The following is a 20533-nucleotide window of genomic DNA, read 5'->3' on the forward strand; positions in this document are numbered from 1 at the left end:
TATGCGCTTCGGCGAATTGCATAGCGGAACCGCTGCCGGAAATGAGACATGGTGCGAGCGGACGGGAAGCGCGGGAAATACGGCAGAGGAGGGAAAATGCTGAGTCATCTTCATGTGAAGGATATGGCGCTGATCGACTCCTCCGATGTGGAGTTCGGAGAGGGGCTGAATATACTGACCGGAGAGACCGGCGCGGGAAAGTCGATCCTGATCGGTTCGATCAATCTGGCGCTTGGCTCGAAGGCGAATAAGGACATGATCCGAAGCGGGAGGGATTCCGGAGCGGTGGAGCTCGTGTTTACCGAGCTCACGGAGCAGCAGGAGCGCGCGCTTCGGGAAATGGATGTGGAGCCGGAGGATGGAATGTTGATTATCCGCCGGAAGATCTCGGAGAGGAAGTCGGAGATCCGCATCAATGACAGGATCTCGACCCTTTCGAAGCTCCGAGAGGTGACGGAGCTCCTGATCGACATTCATGGACAGCATGAGCATCAGAGCCTCCTGCGGGACGGCTCTCATCTTCGGATTCTGGATTCCTTCCTTTACCGGGATGCGGGAGGGCTTCGGCAGAGCGTCCGGACGGCATACCGAAGCTACCGGGAGGCATGGGAGCGTCTGTGCGCCTTCGATCTGGATGAGGGGCAGCGGCAGCGGGAGATCGATTTCCTCGAGTTCGAGATTCGGGAGCTTACGGAGGCAGAGCTCCGGGAGGGCGAGGAGGAGGAGCTCTCTGAACGCTATCGGAGATATCAGAACAGTGAGAAGATCCGGGCTGCTGTTTCGGAGGCGGGGCAGATCCTCGGAGAGTCGGAGCTTTTTCGTGCAGTCGGACTGCTCGAACGGACAGTGCGCTATGATGAGGGATTGAAGGGGGTGCTGGACAGCCTCTACGACCTTCAGGCGATCGCGGAGGACAGCGCGCGGGAGCTTCGGCATTACCTCGAGCAGAATGAATACAGTGAGGAGGAGTTCCGGGCGACGGAGAAGCGCCTTAACTTCATCCGCGGCATCCTTGTGAAATACGGCGATACGGTGGAGCGGGCAGAAGCGGCACTTCTGGAAAAGAAGCGCCGCCTGCAGGAGCTGCTTGATTACGACAGCTCAAAGAAGAAGGCAGAGGAAGCGTTTTCTCAGGCGCGGCAGGAACTCCTGCTGCTCTCCGGCGAGCTCACGAAGAAGCGGGAAGAGGGCGCGGCGATTCTCTGCCGGAGAATCGCACAGGAGATGCAGGAGCTGGGCTTCCTCTCCACCCGCTTCGAGATGCCGTTTCGCGCGCTCAGGGAGCCGACAGAAAACGGGATGGATGAGGCGCACTTCGAGGTAAGCCTCAATCCGGGTGAGCCGGTGCGTCCGCTCAGCGAGGTGGCATCGGGCGGAGAGCTCTCGCGGATCATGCTCTCGATTAAGACGGTGCTGGCGGATGGGGACGAGATTCCGACGTTGATCTTCGACGAGGTGGACACCGGAATCTCGGGCAGGACGGCGGAGAAGGTCGCCGAGAAGCTCCGGAAGATTTCACGGAATCATCAGGTCATCCTGATTACGCATCTGCCGCAGATCGCAGCGAAGGCGGACCGGCATTACGGTATCGAGAAATCTGCCGCAGACGGACATACGCACACGGAAATCCGCGAGCTTTCGGAGGAGGAATCCGTGCTGGAGCTTGGCAGGCTCCTCGCCGGCGACCGGCTCACTGCGGCGGTGCTGGAGAATGCCCGGGAGCTGAAAGCGCTTGCGAAGAAGTCCGAATAAGAGTACACTGAGAGTAAACTTGATCGGAGGTTTCGGTATGAAGAACATACTTTTCTTAGCATCAGAGGCGGTTCCGTTTGTGAAGACCGGCGGACTGGCCGACGTGGTCGGTTCCCTTCCGAAGACAATCGACAGAGCCTATTATGACTGCAGGGTCATGATCCCGAAGTTTATGTGTATTCCGTGGAAGTGGCGGGAGAAGATGGAATATGTCACACATTTTTACATGGATTACCTCGGGCAGTCCCGCTATGTCGGGGTGCTGAAGTATGACTATGAGGGAGTGTGCTACTACTTCATTGACAACGAGTCCTACTTCTCCGGGGACAAGCCCTATGGAGACTGGTACTGGGATCTCGAGAAGTTCTGCTTCTTCTGCTATGCGGCGCTTTCCGCGCTGCCGCTGCTGGACTTCCATCCGGATCTGATCCACTGCCATGACTGGCAGACGGGACTCGTGCCGGTGCTCCTGAAGGATCGCTTCGCGGGCGGAGAGTTCTACCGTTCCATCCGGAGCGTGATCACCATTCACAACCTGAAATTCCAGGGGGTCTGGGATGTCAGGACGATACAGCGCTTCACCCAGCTCTCGGACTATTACTTCACACCGGATAAGCTGGAATGCAAGAAGGACGGGAATCTCTTGAAGGGCGGCATCGTCTATGCGGATGCCGTCACAACCGTGTCGGATACCTATGCAGAGGAGATCAAGATGCCCTTCTACGGGGAGGGGCTGGACGGGCTGCTCCGTGCGAGAGAGCATGATCTCCGCGGCATCGTGAACGGCATCGATTATGAGGAATGGGATCCAGAGACAGATCATTTCCTCGTCAGGAACTATAACCAGAAGAATTTCCGGAAAGAGAAGGCGAAGAACAAGAAAGCGCTGCAGGAGCAGTACGGTCTCAATGTCGATCCGTCGAAGATGATGATCGGCATCGTTTCCCGTCTGACCGACCAGAAAGGGCTGGATCTCGTGCAGTGCATACTGGATGAGCTCTGTCGGGACGATATCCAGTTCGTCGTGCTTGGCACCGGCGATGAGAAGTATGAGAATATGTTCCGCCACTTCGACTGGAAGTACCATGACAAGGTCTCGGCACAGATCTACTATTCCAATGAAGCGAGCCACCGGATCTATGCTTCCTGCGACGCTTACCTGATGCCGTCCCTCTTCGAGCCCTGCGGACTTTCGCAGCTGATCGCGCTCCGTTACGGTACGATACCGATCGTCCGCGAGACCGGCGGACTGAAGGATACCGTAGAGCCGTATAATGAGTACGAGGACAGGGGAACCGGCTTTACCTTCTGCAACTATAACGCGCACGAGATGCTTGCGGCGATTCGCTATGCCGAGCGGATTTACTATGACAGAAAGAGGGACTGGAACAAGATCGTCGACAGGGCGATGCAGAAGGACTTCTCATGGAGGGCCTCGGCGCTTCGGTATCAGGAGCTCTACGACTGGCTGATCGGCTACTGAACCGTGAGGTCTTACGCCCCGCCTGAGGGGGCATGGATGTTTGAGGATGAATTTTTTTGATGCGATACTGAGCAACTATATGCTGATTTCCGGTGTGGTGGGCTGGTTCGTCGCGCAGGTGCTGAAGACCGCGATCGACGCCTATTTCAACAAGGGGATTAACTGGGAGAGGATGACCGGCTCCGGCGGGATGCCGTCCAGTCATTCCTCTACCGTCGTGGCGCTGGCGACAGCCGCCGCGATCCAGTACGGGGCGGAGAGTCCGTATTTCGCGATCGCCTGTGTTTTCGCGATCGTCGTGATGTATGACGCGACCGGCGTTCGTCGGGAGACAGGGAAGCAGGCGGTGATCCTGAACAAGATGCTGACTGACAATCCCTTTAACTGGAAGCCGGAGGAGGTGGAGAAGAAGCTGAAGGAATATGTCGGACATACCCCGCTACAGGTGGGAATGGGCGCGATTCTCGGCTTTCTTATCGCCTTTCTGGTCGCCTCCTCCTACGGGATTCTGTGAGCCGGAGGGATGTTATTCTATGAAAGCTGATTTTCTGAAGAAACGGAAGAGAGGTCTCACCCTGATACTGAGCTGTATGCTGCTGGCATGCAGCTTGCTTTCGTGTAAGGGGATAGAGATTACCGGAAAGACCGAGGACGTCGGAGAGTATACGCGTGCCGAGGCGATGGTGGTGCTCGGCTCCGAACGGAATCGCTACCGGGATATCTTCGGTACGGAGCTCTGGGAAATGCCGGTAACGGGGCAGCAGGAAACGAGCTACGGGCCGTATTTCATTGCCAGAACGAAGGAATTTCTGCAGGATATAAAGACGCTTAATCTGCTTGCGCAGGAGAAGGGGATCATCGCGACCTCGAAGGAAATGGAGCTGATCCGCAGCACGGCGAAGCTTTTTTATGAGGGACTCAGCGATGCGGACAAGGCGTTCTTCGGAGACTGTACGATCAAGGACGTGACGAATATCTATACGGAATATTTCATTGCCTCGAAAACAGCGGACTATCTGCTGAGTACGGTGGATGCAGAGGTCAGCGACGCGGACGCAAAGATCATCCATGTGCAGCAGATTGTCGTTTCCGACGAAACGACGGCGCAGGAGCTTCATGAGAAGGTGCTGGGTGAGGGCGCGAACTTCGCCTACTATGCGAGGCAGTATTCCGAGGATTCGGATTTCGAGAAGACGCTCGCGAGGGCAGAGCAGGACAATGCACTCTACTCCACTGCCTTTTCTCTGGAGGAGGGAGAGATCTCCACGGTTTTCCAGATGGATGGAAGGTTCTATATCCTGAAATGCACGAATGCCTATGACAGGGAGGCGACGAAGGAACGGAAGGAGAGGCTGGAGCTGGCGATCCGCTCCAATGCGCTCACGGAGAGCTATGCGGACTATGCGGCGCAGCATATCATCCGCTTCCGGGCGGATTTCTGGAAGGAGATCGACCTTACGGCGTACCCGGACAGCGCCGCTGCGAATTTCTTCAGCCTCTATGCGGAGAGCGGGCTGTGACGGGGTGCGGGCGAGAGTAGGGGACGCGTTCAGCCGTTCTGTACAGCGAACCTCGGCTCCCGGAAGCCCTCTGCTGTGAGCGCGCCGGAGATGCCCTCCAGAAGTTCGGAGTAGACCGTCCAGTAGTTCTCGGTCTTTACCCATGCGCGCGCTGTGAAGACCATGGCGTGATCCGTGCTTTCCGTAAGTCCCGCGAAGAAAGCGGGATCCCGCAGGACAAGCGGGTTTTCCTGCATGATGCGGCGGAGGATCGCATTGACCTTTTCGATATTCGAGCCGTAGCAGAGGCGGAAGCGGAGATCGATCCTTCGGCTCGCCTCGGCGCTGTGATTGATGACATTGGCGTTCATCAGGCTGCCGTTCGGGACGGTGATGCGCTTGTTGTCCGGAGAGATCAGGATGGTATAGATCAGCGTAATGCCGCGAACCGTCCCCTCCGCGCCTGATGCGGAGATATAGTCCCCGACATTGAACGGACGGAAGAGCAGGAGCATGATGCCGCCCGCCAGATTGGACAGCGCGCCCTGCAGGGACAGACCGATCGCGACACCGGCGGAGGCGAGCACGGTAATGACGGATGCCATCGGCACGCCGAGGATGGAGATCACGGAAACGGCGAGGACGATATAGAGAACGACCTCTAAGAAATTCTTCATAAAGAGCCGGATCGTCGGATCCAGCGTTCCATAGAGCCGGGATCTTTTCAGAAACCCGCTGAATTTCCGGATCAGCAGGCGGCCGAGCAGGGCGACGAGCAGGGCGAGGAAGAGCCTCCTGCCTGCCAGACTGAGGAAGGCGCCGAGCGTCGTGAAGGCGGTCTCTATGGCGAGGATGAGACCGGAAAACGGATGAAAGAGCATGGTGAGAACCTCCCGAACTGTTCCTGATTTGGAAATGCCTGTTTGTTTTCCTTAGCATAGCACAGAATCGGATCCGCCGATAGCCTGTATTGACAAACTGAATGCCTTTGCTATAATAAGTAGTATTAAAAACTACATGAAGCGAGGACATTTATGCTATACAAGATTATTGGAGACAGCTGCTCGGATTTCACGCCGGAGATGTGGGAATCGCCGGCGTTTGCTTCTGTTCCGCTGGTGCTGGAGCTCGGGACATATTCGGTGGTGGATGACAAGAGCTTCCGGCAGAGAGAGTTTCTGGATCGTGTGGCGGCTTCTCCGGTCGGCCCGAAGACCGCCTGCCCCTCTCCGGAGGCATACCAGAGGGCGATAGAGGAGTCAAACGCGGAGGAGGTCTATATTGTGACGCTCTCGGAGCATCTGTCCGGCAGCTATCAGTCGGCGGTGGTCGGTCTGCAGCTCTTCGAGGAAGCGCATCCGGATCGGATGGGAAAGAAGATCCATGTCTTCGGTTCGGATTCCGCTTCGGCAGGACAGTGCAATCTCTGTCTCGAGATCCGGGAGAGGAAGGAAAACGGGGAGAGCTTCGAGGAGCTGGTGCGGAACGTGACGGAGAAGATTCATCGGATGCAGACCTACTTCGTGCTGGAATCCCTCGAGACGCTCCGGAAGAACGGCCGTCTTTCCGCGGTAAAGTCCTTTCTCGCGAGTGCGCTCAATATTAAGCCGGTCATGGGCGCGGTGAATGGCGTCATTGTTCAGCTCGACAGGCAGCGTGGAATGAATAAGGCGCTCCGGAGGATGGCAGAGCTCGCGGTGGAGCGTGCCGGCGGCGCGGAGGCGACGAAGGCGCTCCGTGTCGTGATCACGCATGTCGATGCGCCGGAGCGGGCGGAGTTTGTGAAGCAGGAGCTGCTGCGTCTCGCGACATTTCGGGAGCTGATCGTCACGAACGCGCAGGGCGTCGCCACGGTTTATGCGAACGATCAGGGGATCGTCATCGCGCTCTGAGCATAGACGGCATACGCTTTTTCTGCTATACTGATAAGGTATGACTATTTCGCGCCCTTTGCACAGAACGGCGCACTGTCCGCAGAGCAAGAAGACGCGGACAATGGAGGATGGCAGAATGGAAGAGAAAGCGGAGAAGCTGATTCACGACTCCTACCGGATCAGCAGAGAGATAGAGCAGTTTAAGAAGGGAAGGGATCCGAAGCAGCTGAACCGGGTTTTCGAGACGATTTCCGGAGAGCTGCAGAAGGGCACCGGGATGCTGATGGCGGCCTCGCCGATCGGCAATACCGAGGGTGCATTCCGGATCTCCATGAACCTCCTGAATACACAGGACGGGAAGAGCTACGCGGTTGCTTTCACCAGCGAGAAGGAGCAGGCGAAGGGCAGGGAGAGGGGGCAGCTCACGACGGCGATCGTGCTGCCGATTCGGAATATTCTGGAGACGGTGATGCAGAATGAGAAGGTCGCGGGGCTGGCGATTGACCCATGGGGGGAGAATTTCATTCTGGTACGGGAGGCGATGCAGGTACTGCTGAATCAGGACCGCCAGAACCATCTCGAGGAGAAGATGAAGGAGAACGGCGAGCTGGAGCTCGCGATCTCGAGGTATTATGAGGAGATCGAGCGCGGGAAAGCGGGGAACCTTTCCGATGAGGAGAAGGAACCGGGGCTTAGGCGAGAGCTGCAGGCGGTGCTCGCTTCGATCCTGAACGGGATGAGCCGGCAGGCGCAGGTTCTGGTTGCCGTTTCACGGGCAGAGGGAGAGGCGAAGCAGACGGAGCAGCTGACATCGGAAAGCAGGCTCTTTCTGAATCGGCTGAAGACCTCGGACGGCAAGACCGTTCTCGCCGTATTCACGAGGGGCGAGGAGATCCGCAAGGGGAAGAATGAGACCGGCGTAATCGCGATGCCGCTGCGGGACATCCTCCACAGCGGGCAGCAGCTCGGGACGGATGCGGGACTGGACGGCGTGCTCATCAATCCCTGGGGACAGCGCTTCCTGCTGAACCGGAGTCTGCTTGACTGGATCTTAAAGGCGGAGGATATGGAGAAGACGGCGGAGCAGCGCCGCGCCGCGCTGGAGACGCGGGAAATGCGGACAATGGGCGCGCTGCTCGGCGCGGTAGTCGGCAACAGTCTGGAGTATGAGAGCCGGAAAAAGGAGAACCCGTGTCCGTCCGTAGAGGGGCTGAAGATGGGCGAGTGGGAGCAGGGGGGCGCACTGCTTTTCGCGGAGCTGGACAGTTTGAACGAGCAGAAGAAGCTTGACTTCGAGGATATGATGGATCGCTTCTTCCGACAGCGGATGCACGGCGCGTACAGTGCAGACGGCACAGCGCCGGAGAACAGCGGCAGGTGCTTCGAGTCCGCGGTGATGAAGAATGCACGGGGCGTCAGCCCGCTGCTCTGCGGCGAGAGCGGGGACGGGTATCAGAGCGATGAGTCGCTGCAAAGGATGCTGCCCTTCGCACTCTTGCTGGTGCGCAGGGGTCATGAATTCGGCGATACGGATCGCGCGATGCTGCATCAGGCGGTGCAGCTCTTTCAGAATGACGGCAGGGTGAAGCTCACGGCAGAGATTTTCGCACTGATGCTCCGGAACCTGCTTCTGGAGCGCGGCGGAGAGGATCTGGAGCAGCAGCTCGCGGCTGCGGTCAATGAGGCGCGTCTCTTCTATATGCAGGAGGACGAGGAGGGAATGTCCGAGGAAGAGAAGGAGATGAACCGGGAGGCACTGGAGGCGCATCGGGAGTCCATTGCAGACTATGACGAAATGACGAGGGCGCTGCCGGAGCTTGGGCATATTCTGGACATCACAGCGCTTCGGGAGCTGGACAACGGTGCGTTGCCGGAGAGCGGCGACGCGGCAGGAACGCTGGAGAATGCGCTCTGGTGTCTGCTGAATACGACGAACTATCAGGAGGCGGTCATTGAAGCCTTCGCCATCGGCGGCAAGGGACTGGCGCTGGTGACCGGCGCGATTGCCGGTGCGGCATATCGCTACGAGGCGATTCCGAAGGAATGGAGCGAGAACCTTCCGAAGCGGGAATGGGCGGAGTCGCTCTGTGCAGGCTTCCAGAAGGCATGGATCGGCTGAACCGGCGGCGCAGGAGGATCAAGGCAGAGCATGGCAGACAGAGTGTATGATTTTTGCAGAGCGGCGGAGACGGAGCGGGAGACTGCCGCAGTAACCTATACTTTGTTTCAGGGGGAGACAGAGACAGCGGATGCGGAGCATCCGCTGCTTGTTTTATCCGAGAAGGAGCAGGAGCTCCGGCATCATGAGTGCGGGTATTTCCCGGGCGAGGGACGTCGGACGGCATTCCATTATATCCGGCGGGACGGCGGCGAGGGGCAGGCAGATATCCTCTCTCTGGACAGCCGCTTCCGGAAGCTCGTGGACTGGCTCGGGGAGAATGGGACGATGCTCCGGCTGTCGGGGAAGCGTACGGAGGCAGGCTTTGCCGTATACCGGCTCCGCATCATAGACGCCCGGCTCCGGAGCATGGAGCCTGTAGCGGGGGATGCCCTCCTGCAGCTGATGCTTTCGAGGCTTCTCTCTCTTCGGGGGATAACAGCGGAGACGGAGGAAGCGGACAGTCCTGAGGAAAAGCAGAACCGCTTCCTGCTGTCCGATCCGCAGGAGATGACGGACTTTCTCCACGCGGCAGGGGATACGCTTCCGCGGCAGATCCGCCTCTGGGCGCGGCGGAACCTGCAGTTGCTCTCCTCCGGAGATGTCAGCCCGGAGGAGAAGCGGCACAGCAAGCGTGCGCTGTCCATGATGCTCAGCGTTTCATGGCAGGGAAGCTATTTCCCGCCGATCGATCCGGTGCGGGCGCGGCAGATCCTGGATGAGGAGCTGTACGGGCTCACGCGGGTGAAGCAGCGGATCATAGAGACCATCATTCAGATCAATCGGACGCACACGCTTCCGGCATACGGGCTTCTGCTGGTCGGTCCGGCGGGAACCGGGAAGTCGCAGATTGCCTATGCGGTTGCGCGTATCCTGGGACTGCCGTGGACGGCGCTGGATATGAGTGCGATCCATGATGCGGAGGCGCTGACCGGAAGCCCGCGTCTCTATGCCAATGCGAAGCCGGGGCGGATCATGGAGGCATTTGCCGAGGCGGGGAGCTCCAACCTCGTCTTCCTTATCAACGAGCTGGATAAGGCGGAGGGCAGCGGCAGCAATGGGAATCCGGCGGACGCGCTGCTTACGCTGCTCGACAATCTCGGCTACACCGACAACTATGTCGAATGCGTGATTCCGACCTCCGGTGTTTATCCGATCGCGACAGCGAACGACAAGTCGAAGATCAGTGACCCGCTGATGACCCGTTTTGCCGTCATTGAGCTGCCGGACTACAGCAGGGAGGAGAAACGCACCATCTTCCGGCGCTTTGCCCTGCCGCGGACGCTCCGGAGACTGGGAATGAGAGAGGAGGAGTGCCTCGTGCAGGAGGAAGCGGTGGAGGTGCTGCTCGAGAAATACGGCGGCTGTCCTGGCTGCCGGGATCTGGAGCAGGCGGCGGAGCAGCTCGCCGCTCATGCGCTCTATCGGATCGAAACAGAGGGGCTTCCGCGCTTTTGCTTCGACGAAGCACGCTGCCGGGCGCTGTTTCCCTAAGCATCGTCGGGAGGAAAAAGTGGGGCGCGGATATTTATTCTATCCGCGCTTTTTGCTATACTGATACCAGAGTCCTGTCTGCGGGGCAGGGACAGGGAATGCCGAAGGACCGCGCCTGTCTGCTTGAGGAAAAATGGCGGGGAATCTGTCCGGCGCGGTCGGTAAGAAAGAGAGGCAGAGCATGATGAAGAAGCATTTTGTAATTACGATCGGGAGACAGTACGGCTCCGGCGGAAGGCTGGTTGGGGAGCGTCTGGCGAAGTCTCTCGGTATCCATTTCTATGACAGCGATATTCTGAAGCTGACCTCGGAGAAGACCGCGATCGGGGAGCAGTATTTCCGGCTGGCGGACGAAAAGGCGGGCAACAATCTGATCTACCGAATCATTGACAATCTGACGCCGGACATTGGCAAGCCGAAGACGGATGACAATATCGTGACGCCGGAGAATCTCTTCCGCTTCCAGGCGGAGGTGATCCGTGAGATCGCGAAGGCGGAGACCTGCATTATTGCCGGACGCTGCGGCAATTATATCCTCTCCGAGGCGGGGATCCCGGAGCATGTCGACTTCTTCGTCTATGCCGACCTCGTCACGCGGATCCGCCGGGCGATGGACTATCTGAAGGTCGATGAGGCGGAGGCACTCAAGCGGATCAAGAAAATTGACAGAGAGCGCAGGGAGTACCATAAATACTATACGGGAGAGGACTGGATGCAGGCGGATAACTACGACCTGATGATCAATGCGTCCCGCATCGACTATGACGAGATGGAGGAGCTGATGACGGACTACATTCGCATGAAGGGCTATATTGACTGATGGACAGAGCGGTTTTCGGAAGAGGCAGAGGGCTTCGGGGGGAGCTGACGGTTCCCGGCGATAAGAGCATATCGCACCGCGCGGTGATGCTGGGGGCGATCGCGGAGGGGGAGACGCATGCGGCGGGCTTCCTGCATGGCGCGGACTGCCTGTCTACGATACAGTGCCTCCGGGCGATGGGCGCGGAGATCCGGCTGTCTCCGGATGAGACGGAGCTTTGGATCCGCGGCAGAGGGCTGCGCGGGCTTCGCCGTCCGGAGGTAGCGCTGGACTGCGGGAATTCCGGAACGACGATGCGGCTTCTCTCCGGTATCCTTGCGGCACAGGACTTCTCTGTCCGGCTGACGGGGGATGAAAGCATACAGAGACGTCCGATGCGCCGCATCACGGAGCCTCTCTCCGAGATGGGCGCGGAGATCCGGTCTGTGCGGGGCAATGGCTGCGCGCCGCTTCTGATCGAGGGACGCACACTGCATGGGATACGCTACCGTTCTCCGGTTGCGTCCGCGCAGGTGAAGTCGGCGCTGCTCTTCGCGGGTCTCTATGCGGGCGGTGCGACAACCATAGAGGAGCCGTTCCTTTCGCGGGATCATTCGGAGCGGATGCTTCAGGCGATGGGGGCCTCGGTGGACAGCCGTATCTTTCCGGACGGCCGCGCGGTGATCACTGTGCAGCCGACAGAGGTGCTCTGTGCGCCGGAGGGAATCCTGCAGATTCCGGGGGATATCTCCTCGGCGGCATACTTCCTTACTGCGGCGCTGCTGCTTCCGGATTCCGAGCTGCTGCTTCGGAATGTGGGCGTCAATCCGACCCGGGACGGGATCCTCCGGGTATATCGGAGCATGGGCGCGGAGATCCGGATCGAGAATTTACAGTGTTCCGGCGGGGAGGAGATCGCGGATCTCCGCGTCTGCTCCTCGAAGCTCTATGGGACAGAGATTTCCGGTGCGCTGATTCCGGCGCTGATCGACGAGCTGCCGGTCATTGCTGCCGCCGCGGCGCTTTCAGAGGGCACGACGGTGATCCGGGATGCCGCAGAGCTCAAGGTGAAGGAGTCGAACCGCATCTTTGCGATGTGTGAGGGACTGCGCCGCCTCGGCATAGATGCGGCGGAGACAGAGGACGGTATGGTGATCCATGGGAAGGGCAGCCGGCGCGGTCTGCATTCCGCTGTGGTTGAGAGCTTCGGAGATCACCGCATCGCCATGTCCTTCGCGGTGCTGGGGCTCTGCATGGAGGCAGGGGGAAGCGTGATGATCCGGAACGCGGACTGTATCCGGATCTCCTTCCCGGGCTTCTTCGAGCGGCTCGAAAGTTTTGGCTGAAATACAGAAAATCTGATTGACAGAGCCTGGAATAGATGATAAGATACCATACGTTGCAGCGGTGAGCTGCGACGAAACGATGCGTGGCTCAGTTTGGTAGAGCGCTGCGTTCGGGACGCAGAGGTCGTGGGTTCGAATCCCGTCGCATCGAGAGAGAAGGAGACTTCGAGGAGGACAGCTCTTTGGGGTCTTTTTTCGTTAAAGCGCTATCCTCCCGTCACGCATTGCGCTCTCTCTTCGCGCGGATACGGTGACTCTGATAAAGTGCCTCCTATGGCATAAGCCGGTGCGTAATCCCGCTTTTTCTATTGTTTCGAAGCCCGCATTGACTCATAATGATAAATATTATTGTTTTTAAAATATGTGTATGTTATAATGAACAGATACAAAAGGGAGATATTTGCGTGCGCAGGATGCACTGCAAAGAGAGAATAGGTTGAGCAGGAGTAAAGGGGCATCGCAGGGACAAGCCCTGCGATAAACCCCGAGGCTCCCCCGATCAAAGATCGGAGGCAGAACAGAGGAGAACAGGAGACGCTTGTGGCAAAGAGGGAGAGATACAGGAGACTCGGCGCGCTGGCGCTGAGCGCATTGATGCTTGTTTCCAATGCAGGAGCGGTATATGCGGACACTGTGTCGGCATCGGAGGCGCAGGAAGGACAGAGCGAGTTCCTTTCTGTCAGCGGGAACCGCATTGCGCTTGAGCTTTCGAAGCTGGATCTGTATGCGGCGGCACAGCGTGCCATCGACGAGGGAGAGCCGGCGGAGCTGGGCGGCATTTACAGTCCGGATGAGAGGGAGGGTACGGCGGAGAACCGTGCGCCTCTCTATGAGCTGGAGCTCTTTTCTCGGGATTCGGAGAGCGGCGCAGCATCACTTTCGCTGCTCGAGGAGGCCGGGGGAGAGCTTCGTTTCTTTGTGGAGAAGGAAGAGCGCGGCGGGGAAGCGGAAAAGCGCGCCCCATTTGCCCTTTTTCGCAGCTGGTTCCGGAAGCTGGATAAGCAGGAGGTCGTGCTCTATGAGGCAGGCTCTCGCTTCGGGGAGCTGCTCGAGCTTTTCTATGACCATGGCTTCCCGGAGTTCACAGAGGCGGAGGCGGGCAGCACGGACGAAACCTATCAGCTGTCCGGCAGAGAGCGGATCACAGTGCTTTTTGGCAATACAAATACGGAGCAGCCGCTTCGCTACCAGCTTTTCCGGAACGGAAAGGCGCTGGGGCAGGTGATCACGGTGCAGAGCGGAGAAAGGGCGAAGAACGCAGTGCTTCGCAGCCTGAGAAGCGGAGAGCAGACACTCGCTTCGAGTTCGGAAGTGTCGATGCGGAGCTCCGCTTCGGAGCTGCCGGCGGAACAGGCAGAGCCCGCAGGGGAAGCGGCAGGACAGACGATGCAGGATACCGGGGCATCTGACGAGGCAGCGCTGCCCTCGCAGCGGGCGGAAGAGGAAACCGCGCCGCAAATCAATACGGAAGCTGTTTCGGAGACATCGGAGAAGGCGGATGCCGTGGCGGAAGAGAAGAACGGCGCTTCGGAAGACGCGGATGCAGACAGGCGAGAGAAGACAGAGGCGGCTTCGGAAAGAGAGGAAGGCGTTTCGCGGAAAGAAGAGGAAGCAGCGGAGGGCGGCGAAGCGGGGGCAGAAAAGCAAAAGATCGCGGAAGAAGAGAATACAGCGATAGAGGAGATTCCGGAAGGAGAAAAAAAGGAGGAATCCGAAAAGAAAGAGGAAAGCAGCTCTTCAGTCTCGGATCATGCGGAGTCGGCGGATTTCAGGGAAGAGGCGGAGCGACTTGACAGCGCGGGACAGACTGCAGGGGAGGATAATGTCGCAGACAAGGTGCTGCCTTCCGACGGGACAGAGACCGCGCCGAGCGCTGCGGCCTTGACTGAGATGGATCGGGCGCTCTTCTCGGAGCGGCGGGAAGCGTGGGAGGAGCTCAAGGCGGACGCGTCTGTCTGGGAGGGCGTGGCATCCGCTGCGCTCGTACAGTATACTCTCTCGGCGCTGCAGGAGCAGAGGCAGAGCGTACTTACCGCGGAGCTCGGCGGGAAGACCTTTACGGTTCGCGGCGCGCAGTCCGGCTTCCCGCAGGATGCGAGGCTGCTTGTCGCCGAGCTTCCGCTGGGGCTCGCCGCGCAGATTCTGTCTGCTGCGAAGACGGAGGCAGAGCCGCGGCGTGCACCGCTCTTTGCCTATGATCTGAAGATCGTAGCGGACGGAGAGAAGTACCTGCTTCCGGAGGGGGAGACCGTAGAGGTCACGCTGACGGGACAGGAGGATATCGGTGAGGAGGCGCTGCGCCTCGTTCATGTCCGGCAGGACCTGATGGACGACGCAGGCAGGCTCGATACCGCTGCGATGGAGGGGATCGTAGAGGCGGTTCGAAAGGGAGAGGCCGCTGTGGATGCGGAGCAGGAGATTCGGCTCCGGGACGGCGCCGCCGTGTTCTCACTGAATGGCTTCAGCACCGTGATCGGCGCCAAAGAGGAGACGGGAAGCTATCTCCGTAAGGCAAGCCTCAGCTATACCTATAAAGAAAATAATGTGACGAAGACCAGAGCAGTCGATCTGCTCGGGGAGGGGGAAAGCGAGGTCACGAATATTCCTTACCAAAGCACGATGCGCCTCGAGATAGAGGCGGAATTCGGCGCAGGAAGGGATAAGACGATAGAGGTCAGTATCCCGAAGGGGCTCTCATTCCGCACGGATTATAACAGGATCTATGTCGTAGAGGGTACGGATGCAACCCTGAAGGGGACAATCACGCCGGCAGAGCAGACCCTCGCTTCGAAGAAAAATGAGACAGTGCTCGGGCAGGATATGTACAATGGCACGCTCACGCTGCAGTTCCACAGCCTCGGAGAGGAAAACGATGCGAAGCGCGTGAAATGCAGCATCCCGATCACGACCTCCTGGGCGGTGACGCGGCACAGCGGCCTCTGGGAGAGCGGGATCGGCTGGTTCTATGACGAGATTTCCATGAAGAAATCGCACAGCATTCCGCTGAAGATCACCCAGTTCATCAACGGCAGAGCTGTACAGGAGGTACAGCTTGATCGGCTGACGATGCAGAACGAGGAGAGCAAGCGCTATGACCTGAGCTGGAAGGCGGCATACGGACCGGACATCCCGCTCGGCGGACAGATGAGCGGCAGCGAGATCTTCCAGGTCCTGCCGCTGCCGAACGGCGGGCTCTATACCAACGCCGCAGCGTACCGGCTGTATTCGATTACCTACACCGTGCCGGAGGGCGCTGAGTTTGCAGGCTTCGGCAATCCTTCCAATAAGGGAAATGCCGCCGATTTCGCGGATGCGAAGTATACCGTGACCACAGGCGGACAGCAGACGGAAAACGGCTATACCGTTCCTGCCGGAATGACAGGCTATACCTGGACCATCCGGGACAAGATCGTATCACCCTATGAGCTGAAGGTTAGCCCGATTTGGAAATTTCCGGACACAGTGAAATTCCGTGACGGGTATGAGGTAAAGGTCGCGGTTTCTGATGTCAAGGTGCGCTACTACGGGAGAGACTATGCGGAGAACGAATATGAGAACTATGAGCCCGGGAAGTACCCGTCTCTTCGTTATCGGATTTCCGCAGACTACGAGGAGGTTTTCGTCAATACCGCCTATGATAATGGGGAGCGTCTGACCGACGGCTATGAGGCGGACGGAGTCTACAAGCTCTATCTGGGTGCGCCGGGCTATGAGCACCGGCAGGAGAGAAAGGCGGGCTACTTCCTTATCGGAAACCGCGGAACGGCAGACAGCGCGCCGAAGACGGTGACGATCCGCTACGACCATAAGGAAAGCGGAGCGATCGGCGTCACGGAGCAGCGGATCCCGGCTTCGGGTGAAGAGTACCAAATCACCAAGGTGCAGGCGAAGCTCTGGAACAGCAGAACGGGAGAGATCACGGACTGGCAGGACTATACAGGGACGGACAACCGTGTCAACCGCACGGACTTCGGCGGCGTACGCGGAAACAGCGACATTTATTTAAAGGAGCTCCGCTTCGACATCTCTACGATTCCGGCGCAGTGCTATCTGTCGGAGGATGCCGGAAGAGATGGCAAGAAATACAAAAACAAAGGGAATCACAGTAAGGCAGAGAGCTATGAGTTCTATGCCAATGTGCTCTCTGATGGGGCATATCCGCAGGGGAGGAACAGCGAGATCGAGTCGGAGCTCGTGATCGCGAACCAGAAGCCGGAGCAGCCGCCTGTCCCCGGGGACGCAAAAAACCGCGGAAAGGGCTCCAATTCCCGTTATGCGGATATCGTCGGGAGGGCAAATAACGGACTCCAAGGGAAGTCGCTGGTCGGCGGCAACAACCGGGACTATGACCAGAAACTTGCCTTCCAGACCGGAACGGTGAAGAATCGTTACAGCACTATGCTGCATTTCCATGACTGGAGCGAGATGAACGCGCAGGATGTAGATGCGATCTATCTCATCAGCCCGTTCGGAGAGCCGTATGAGAACATCCGGATGCACTACAGCACGAATGGGAAGCTGCTGGTCAGGAAGAAGCAGTATGCCGGCAGCGGATATGATGATATTGAAAATCCGGGTCCGCAGCCGAAGATCGAGGAGCGTATGCCGAGCGGGAGCCTGCTGAAAAAGTATCCGAAGGCGAAGCTGTACCGTCTGGACTTTAGCGAAATTACAGGGGAGCAGGAGCGCTATGACGCCCGCCGCATCGGCGGAAACGTCATTACCTCGAAAAGCCTCAGGAATACGCCCTACGCTACGGGCGACAAGTACAATGGCGTATGGCTGAGCTTCGATTATTCCCCGAAGCTCTCCGACCCTGCCGGAAGCTATGACGATCTCTTCTGGGTCGAGTATCGGGACGACGCGAAGGTGCCGATCGACTATGTTCCGAACGGGCACAACTGTCCGGTATACGACGATGTATTTGCGTTGCGGAGCATCGGCGAAAATCCTGCGGGTGAGAAGCTGGGGCGGATGCATACTCTGACGCTGACTGCGTCGGAGGGACTGGCGGTCAGCTCCGCCGCGAAGCAGTCTGTGGAGACGGAGGATCGGTATCGCACCTTCGATGAGACGGATGCGTCGGTTATGGGGATGTATAAGGATGCCGACTACAGACTGAATGTGAAAAATGAGACCAGCCTTCCGGTATCCGGACTGACGATGTACTGGCCGGTACCGAAGGAGGGTGAGAACTGGGGCTCTGTCCTCACACCGGACGGAGCGTTCCGCTTCTCCATGCGTCTGGCGAATGCGCTTCAGGATGTTCCGCAGGGCTTCAAGGTCTATTATGCCAGAAATGTACATCCGACCGGAACGTATGAGAAATGGGAGGGCAGCGGGTATCCGTGGATCGCGCAGAGTGAGACGGCGGCATGGAAAACCGCGGACTGGAATGCAGTCAACCTCGTGAAGCTGGAGTGGATCGGTACAGAGGGAAAGGAGGAAATCGTAAACGGGGATTCCTTCGATGCAGTGTTCCATCTGACGGTGGATACCACGCAGACGAAGCCGGAACAGATGTACCAGAAGAATGTCTGGAGACCGTACTTCCTGAGAAGCTATCGGAAGAGCACCTCCTGGGCAGCGGGGGAGGCAGTGGCGGCGATGCTCACGCCGGGGTATCTGGGCGGAACGGTATGGGAGGATCAGAACTGCGACGGCGTCATGGATGCGGAAGAGCCGCGGATCTCCGGGGCGCTGGTAGAGCTCTTCGATATCTCCGCAGGTTCCCCTGTCCTTCGTATGACGACACAGACAAATGCGGATGGCTCTTATCGCTTCAATGGTTTGAAGGATGGCACTGCGGGCTCCGGAAAAGCAGACAACTGCCGTATCGTCGTGCACAATCCGTCGGAGGATCCAGGGACGGAGGACGCCTATATGGAATTCACGGCAAAGAAGGGGAACATGCGCTTCGATGCCGCGGCGGATCAGAGGACGGCGAGCGCTTCAGCGACGCCGGAAGCAGAGGAGGAGAGGGCAAATATCTATGACGCCGGTCTGATCAAGGCGATCCCGGTAGACGCTCCGAATCCGAAAAAGACGATCACGGGAGATGCGGGAGACCGTCTGGATACGATCACTTTCCGCTTCCGGATCGAGGGAGAGAACGGAACAGAGCCCCTCCCGGTCTACGAAGGAAAGGAAAATACCGAGGCGGTCCGGAGCGTGGCGAAGCTGGAGCAGCCCTTCGGCACGATTCCGTTCCGGAAGGAGGGAAGCTACAGCTATCGGATCACGGAGCTTCCGAACAGCGCGAGCGAACGGGCAGGGAGCTTCGTTTACGACCCGGCGGTATACCATTGGACAGTGGAGCTTCGGAAGGACGGGAACGGGATCTGGGACTATAGGACGACGCTTCACAGGGCGGATACCGATACGGCAGAGCATACCGATTCCTCTGTGCTGCCGGAAGCCTCTGCTCCGGAATTCATAAATACCTACCGCCAGCCGCAGGATAACGGCAGCGGAAGTGGCGGAGGCGGTGGCGGCGGCGGTACGTCGGATACGCCGCGGCGGAGCGTATTCGGCGCAGAGCGTGCGGCAAAGCTCCCGGGCGCGGTGCTCGGCGCAGTTCGTGAGTTCGCGGAGCCTCTGGTACAGAGGGTACTCGGGGCGAGCAGGAGGATCCGAACGGGCGACAGAAGCCAGATGACGCGGATGGCGCTGCTCTTCGCGGCGGCAGCCTCCGGGCTGGCAGGCTGGATCGTCGTATTCCGGAGAAGGAGAAAGAAATAAAGGCCTATAAAAAATCTGTCGAGTCAGAGCTGACTCGGCAGATTTTTCAGTTATAGAAGCATTGGTTTATTCATGGAGTATGTGTTACTGCTATGCGCCAAAAAGAGACTCTCGTAGGAATTGGCAGACTTCTATATGCTTTCGGGGCTTCATGTGCCATAACGAAATTCACACTTCGTTATGGTTTTTCTTATTAGATGCTGGCTGAAAGGGAAATATCTTCGTACAGAGCTGATTATACGGTGCTCCTATACGATATGGAATCGGATTTCCCTGTGGAACGGATGTTCCGGGGCGGTCAGAAGCATGCGCTCCGGCATGAGATTTCCGATATCGGGGATATCCTGTGCCTCCAATGCGATCGCAGAGGATGGAGGATGCAGGAAGCCGCCGGAATAGAGAACCAGGGCAGGGGAATCGGTCATCATGGTCATCTGCAGCCCGGAGAGGGGATCTCGCAGGACACAGGCCTTTTTCAGAGAATAAGGAAGAGAGATGCCTCGAAGCCTCCGCCTAAGGTCGGGACAAGTGAGGAGGAAGGCATTATTGTAGCCGCGGCCTATGGAAAGCTGACGCTTCGTGCGCTCATTATGCGGAACAGCCGGACGGAGCCTGCGGTGCAGCGTCACCGGAGAACGGAAATCAAAGGCAGTACCGGCGACAGGGACGATATCCTGCGGAATATTGCACGAATCATTCAGCACCACAGCATTGGCACAGATTTCCAGCTCCTGCATAAGCGCGTCCCCATCGACTCCGGCATTCTCTGTAATGCCGCGGAGATTCCAATAGCAGTGATTTGACATATTTATATAGGTAGGCTTATCGGAAACCGCAGTATAGCGGATGAGGATCCAGTTGGTATCCTCGATTCGGTAACGTACCTGATAGCTTCGGTTTCCCGGATAGCCATCCAGACCGTCCGGCTGAAAGGCTTCGAAGCATACCTCCACATGATCGAGAGCTTCCTCGACCTCTTTCACGCGCCAGTCAGTCAGGGAAAGGTTGTGCGCTCCCCCGTGCAGCTGGTGCTGTCCCTCGTTAGGGAGAAGGGGAAGGCTTCGACCGTCGATGGGAAGCCGCGCGTCTCGGATCCTGCCGGCATTCGGCGCGAGTGTGCGTCCGGCATAGGAGCCGGAGGAGAGGAGCTGCTCGTCGTCCGGATAGCAGAGCGTAAGATCCCGATAAGCAGAGACCGTATTCGGCAGTGGGATGGCAATTTTTTGAATTGCCGCGCCCAGAGTAGAGAGCATAACAAGCAGACCGCTGCCGGTAAAAGTACGAAGCAGGATCCGAGAATCTCGTTTTTTATCTGTTAAAATATCCAATTTCAAAGTGATTTTCCTCGCAGTATTATTCGATTTTTAGTATAGAGCAAAAATCTTCG

At 58.2% G+C, this 20533-nt stretch carries 12 protein-coding genes and 1 tRNA gene; 11 read left to right on the forward strand and 2 right to left on the reverse strand.

Features of this window, described 5'->3' with window-relative positions:
• The first annotated feature begins 96 nt into the window (after positions 1-96).
• From recN to HW273_RS05095, 4 genes are read left to right on the forward strand one after another with little or no spacing between them, the layout of a single operon-like run.
• On the forward strand, positions 97-1752 hold the full coding sequence (gene recN, locus HW273_RS05080) for a DNA repair protein RecN (RefSeq protein WP_179010746.1): 1656 nt from the start codon (positions 97-99) through the stop codon (positions 1750-1752).
• Positions 1753-1789: 37 nt separating this feature from the next.
• Positions 1790-3235 carry a glycogen synthase GlgA gene (gene glgA / locus HW273_RS05085; RefSeq protein WP_179010747.1) on the forward strand — a complete coding sequence of 482 codons (1446 nt, stop codon included), beginning with the start codon at positions 1790-1792 and terminating at the stop codon, positions 3233-3235.
• Positions 3236-3281: 46 nt separating this feature from the next.
• On the forward strand, positions 3282-3749 hold the full coding sequence (locus HW273_RS05090; protein WP_179010748.1) for a divergent PAP2 family protein: 468 nt from the start codon (positions 3282-3284) through the stop codon (positions 3747-3749).
• A gap of 19 nt (positions 3750-3768) precedes the next feature.
• The gene (locus HW273_RS05095; protein WP_179010749.1) at positions 3769-4755 is read left to right on the forward strand and encodes a peptidylprolyl isomerase; all 987 of its coding nucleotides are present in this window, start codon (positions 3769-3771) and stop codon (positions 4753-4755) included.
• Positions 4756-4784: 29 nt separating this feature from the next.
• On the opposite strand, the gene HW273_RS05100 is transcribed toward HW273_RS05095, so the two are convergent.
• Complete coding sequence (locus HW273_RS05100) at positions 4785-5615, reverse strand: mechanosensitive ion channel family protein (RefSeq protein WP_179010750.1); 831 nt, start codon at positions 5613-5615, stop codon at positions 4785-4787.
• Positions 5616-5768: 153 nt separating this feature from the next.
• On the opposite strand from HW273_RS05100, the gene HW273_RS05105 reads away from it, so the two are divergent.
• From HW273_RS05105 to HW273_RS05135, 7 genes are all read left to right on the forward strand, one after another.
• Positions 5769-6626: a DegV family protein gene (locus HW273_RS05105; protein WP_179010751.1), complete on the forward strand. Its 858-nt coding sequence runs from the start codon at positions 5769-5771 to the stop codon at positions 6624-6626.
• A gap of 118 nt (positions 6627-6744) precedes the next feature.
• Positions 6745-8727 carry an ADP-ribosylglycohydrolase family protein gene (locus tag HW273_RS05110; RefSeq protein ID WP_179010752.1) on the forward strand — a complete coding sequence of 661 codons (1983 nt, stop codon included), beginning with the start codon at positions 6745-6747 and terminating at the stop codon, positions 8725-8727.
• Between the two features lie 30 nt (positions 8728-8757).
• On the forward strand, positions 8758-10260 hold the full coding sequence (locus HW273_RS05115) for an AAA family ATPase (protein WP_179010753.1): 1503 nt from the start codon (positions 8758-8760) through the stop codon (positions 10258-10260).
• Between the two features lie 181 nt (positions 10261-10441).
• Positions 10442-11080, forward strand: a complete 639-nt coding sequence (locus HW273_RS05120) for a cytidylate kinase-like family protein (protein WP_179012441.1) — start codon at positions 10442-10444, stop codon at positions 11078-11080.
• Complete coding sequence (gene aroA / locus HW273_RS05125; protein WP_179010754.1) at positions 11080-12405, forward strand: 3-phosphoshikimate 1-carboxyvinyltransferase; 1326 nt, start codon at positions 11080-11082, stop codon at positions 12403-12405. The genes HW273_RS05120 and aroA overlap by 1 nt, the downstream gene beginning before the upstream one ends.
• A gap of 77 nt (positions 12406-12482) precedes the next feature.
• Positions 12483-12556 (forward strand) — tRNA-Pro (locus HW273_RS05130).
• Positions 12557-12945: 389 nt separating this feature from the next.
• Positions 12946-19146: an SdrD B-like domain-containing protein gene (locus HW273_RS05135; protein ID WP_179010755.1), complete on the forward strand. Its 6201-nt coding sequence runs from the start codon at positions 12946-12948 to the stop codon at positions 19144-19146.
• 248 nt (positions 19147-19394) lie between these two features.
• Here HW273_RS05135 and HW273_RS05140 read toward each other — a convergent pair whose 3' ends face one another.
• Positions 19395-20474 (reverse strand): aldose epimerase family protein, encoded by a 1080-nt coding sequence (locus HW273_RS05140; protein ID WP_179010756.1) that lies wholly within the window; start codon positions 20472-20474, stop codon positions 19395-19397.
• Positions 20475-20533: the final 59 nt, after the last annotated feature.

Origin of the sequence: Oribacterium sp. oral taxon 102 (assembly GCF_013394775.1) — a bacterium.
Taxonomy (GTDB): domain Bacteria; phylum Bacillota; class Clostridia; order Lachnospirales; family Lachnospiraceae; genus Oribacterium.

Bases quoted from the DNA above. Each gene is read 5' to 3' on its own strand.
- recN (WP_179010746.1), top strand. From the start codon at position 97: ATGCTGAGTCATCTTCATGTGAAGGATATGGCGCTGATCGACTCCTCC.
- glgA (WP_179010747.1), top strand. From the start codon at position 1,790: ATGAAGAACATACTTTTCTTAGCATCAGAGGCGGTTCCGTTTGTGAAG.
- HW273_RS05090 (WP_179010748.1), top strand. From the start codon at position 3,282: ATGAATTTTTTTGATGCGATACTGAGCAACTATATGCTGATTTCCGGT.
- HW273_RS05095 (WP_179010749.1), top strand. From the start codon at position 3,769: ATGAAAGCTGATTTTCTGAAGAAACGGAAGAGAGGTCTCACCCTGATA.
- HW273_RS05100 (WP_179010750.1), bottom strand. From the start codon at position 5,615: ATGCTCTTTCATCCGTTTTCCGGTCTCATCCTCGCCATAGAGACCGCC.
- HW273_RS05105 (WP_179010751.1), top strand. From the start codon at position 5,769: ATGCTATACAAGATTATTGGAGACAGCTGCTCGGATTTCACGCCGGAG.
- HW273_RS05110 (WP_179010752.1), top strand. From the start codon at position 6,745: ATGGAAGAGAAAGCGGAGAAGCTGATTCACGACTCCTACCGGATCAGC.
- HW273_RS05115 (WP_179010753.1), top strand. From the start codon at position 8,758: ATGGCAGACAGAGTGTATGATTTTTGCAGAGCGGCGGAGACGGAGCGG.
- HW273_RS05120 (WP_179012441.1), top strand. From the start codon at position 10,442: ATGATGAAGAAGCATTTTGTAATTACGATCGGGAGACAGTACGGCTCC.
- aroA (WP_179010754.1), top strand. From the start codon at position 11,080: ATGGACAGAGCGGTTTTCGGAAGAGGCAGAGGGCTTCGGGGGGAGCTG.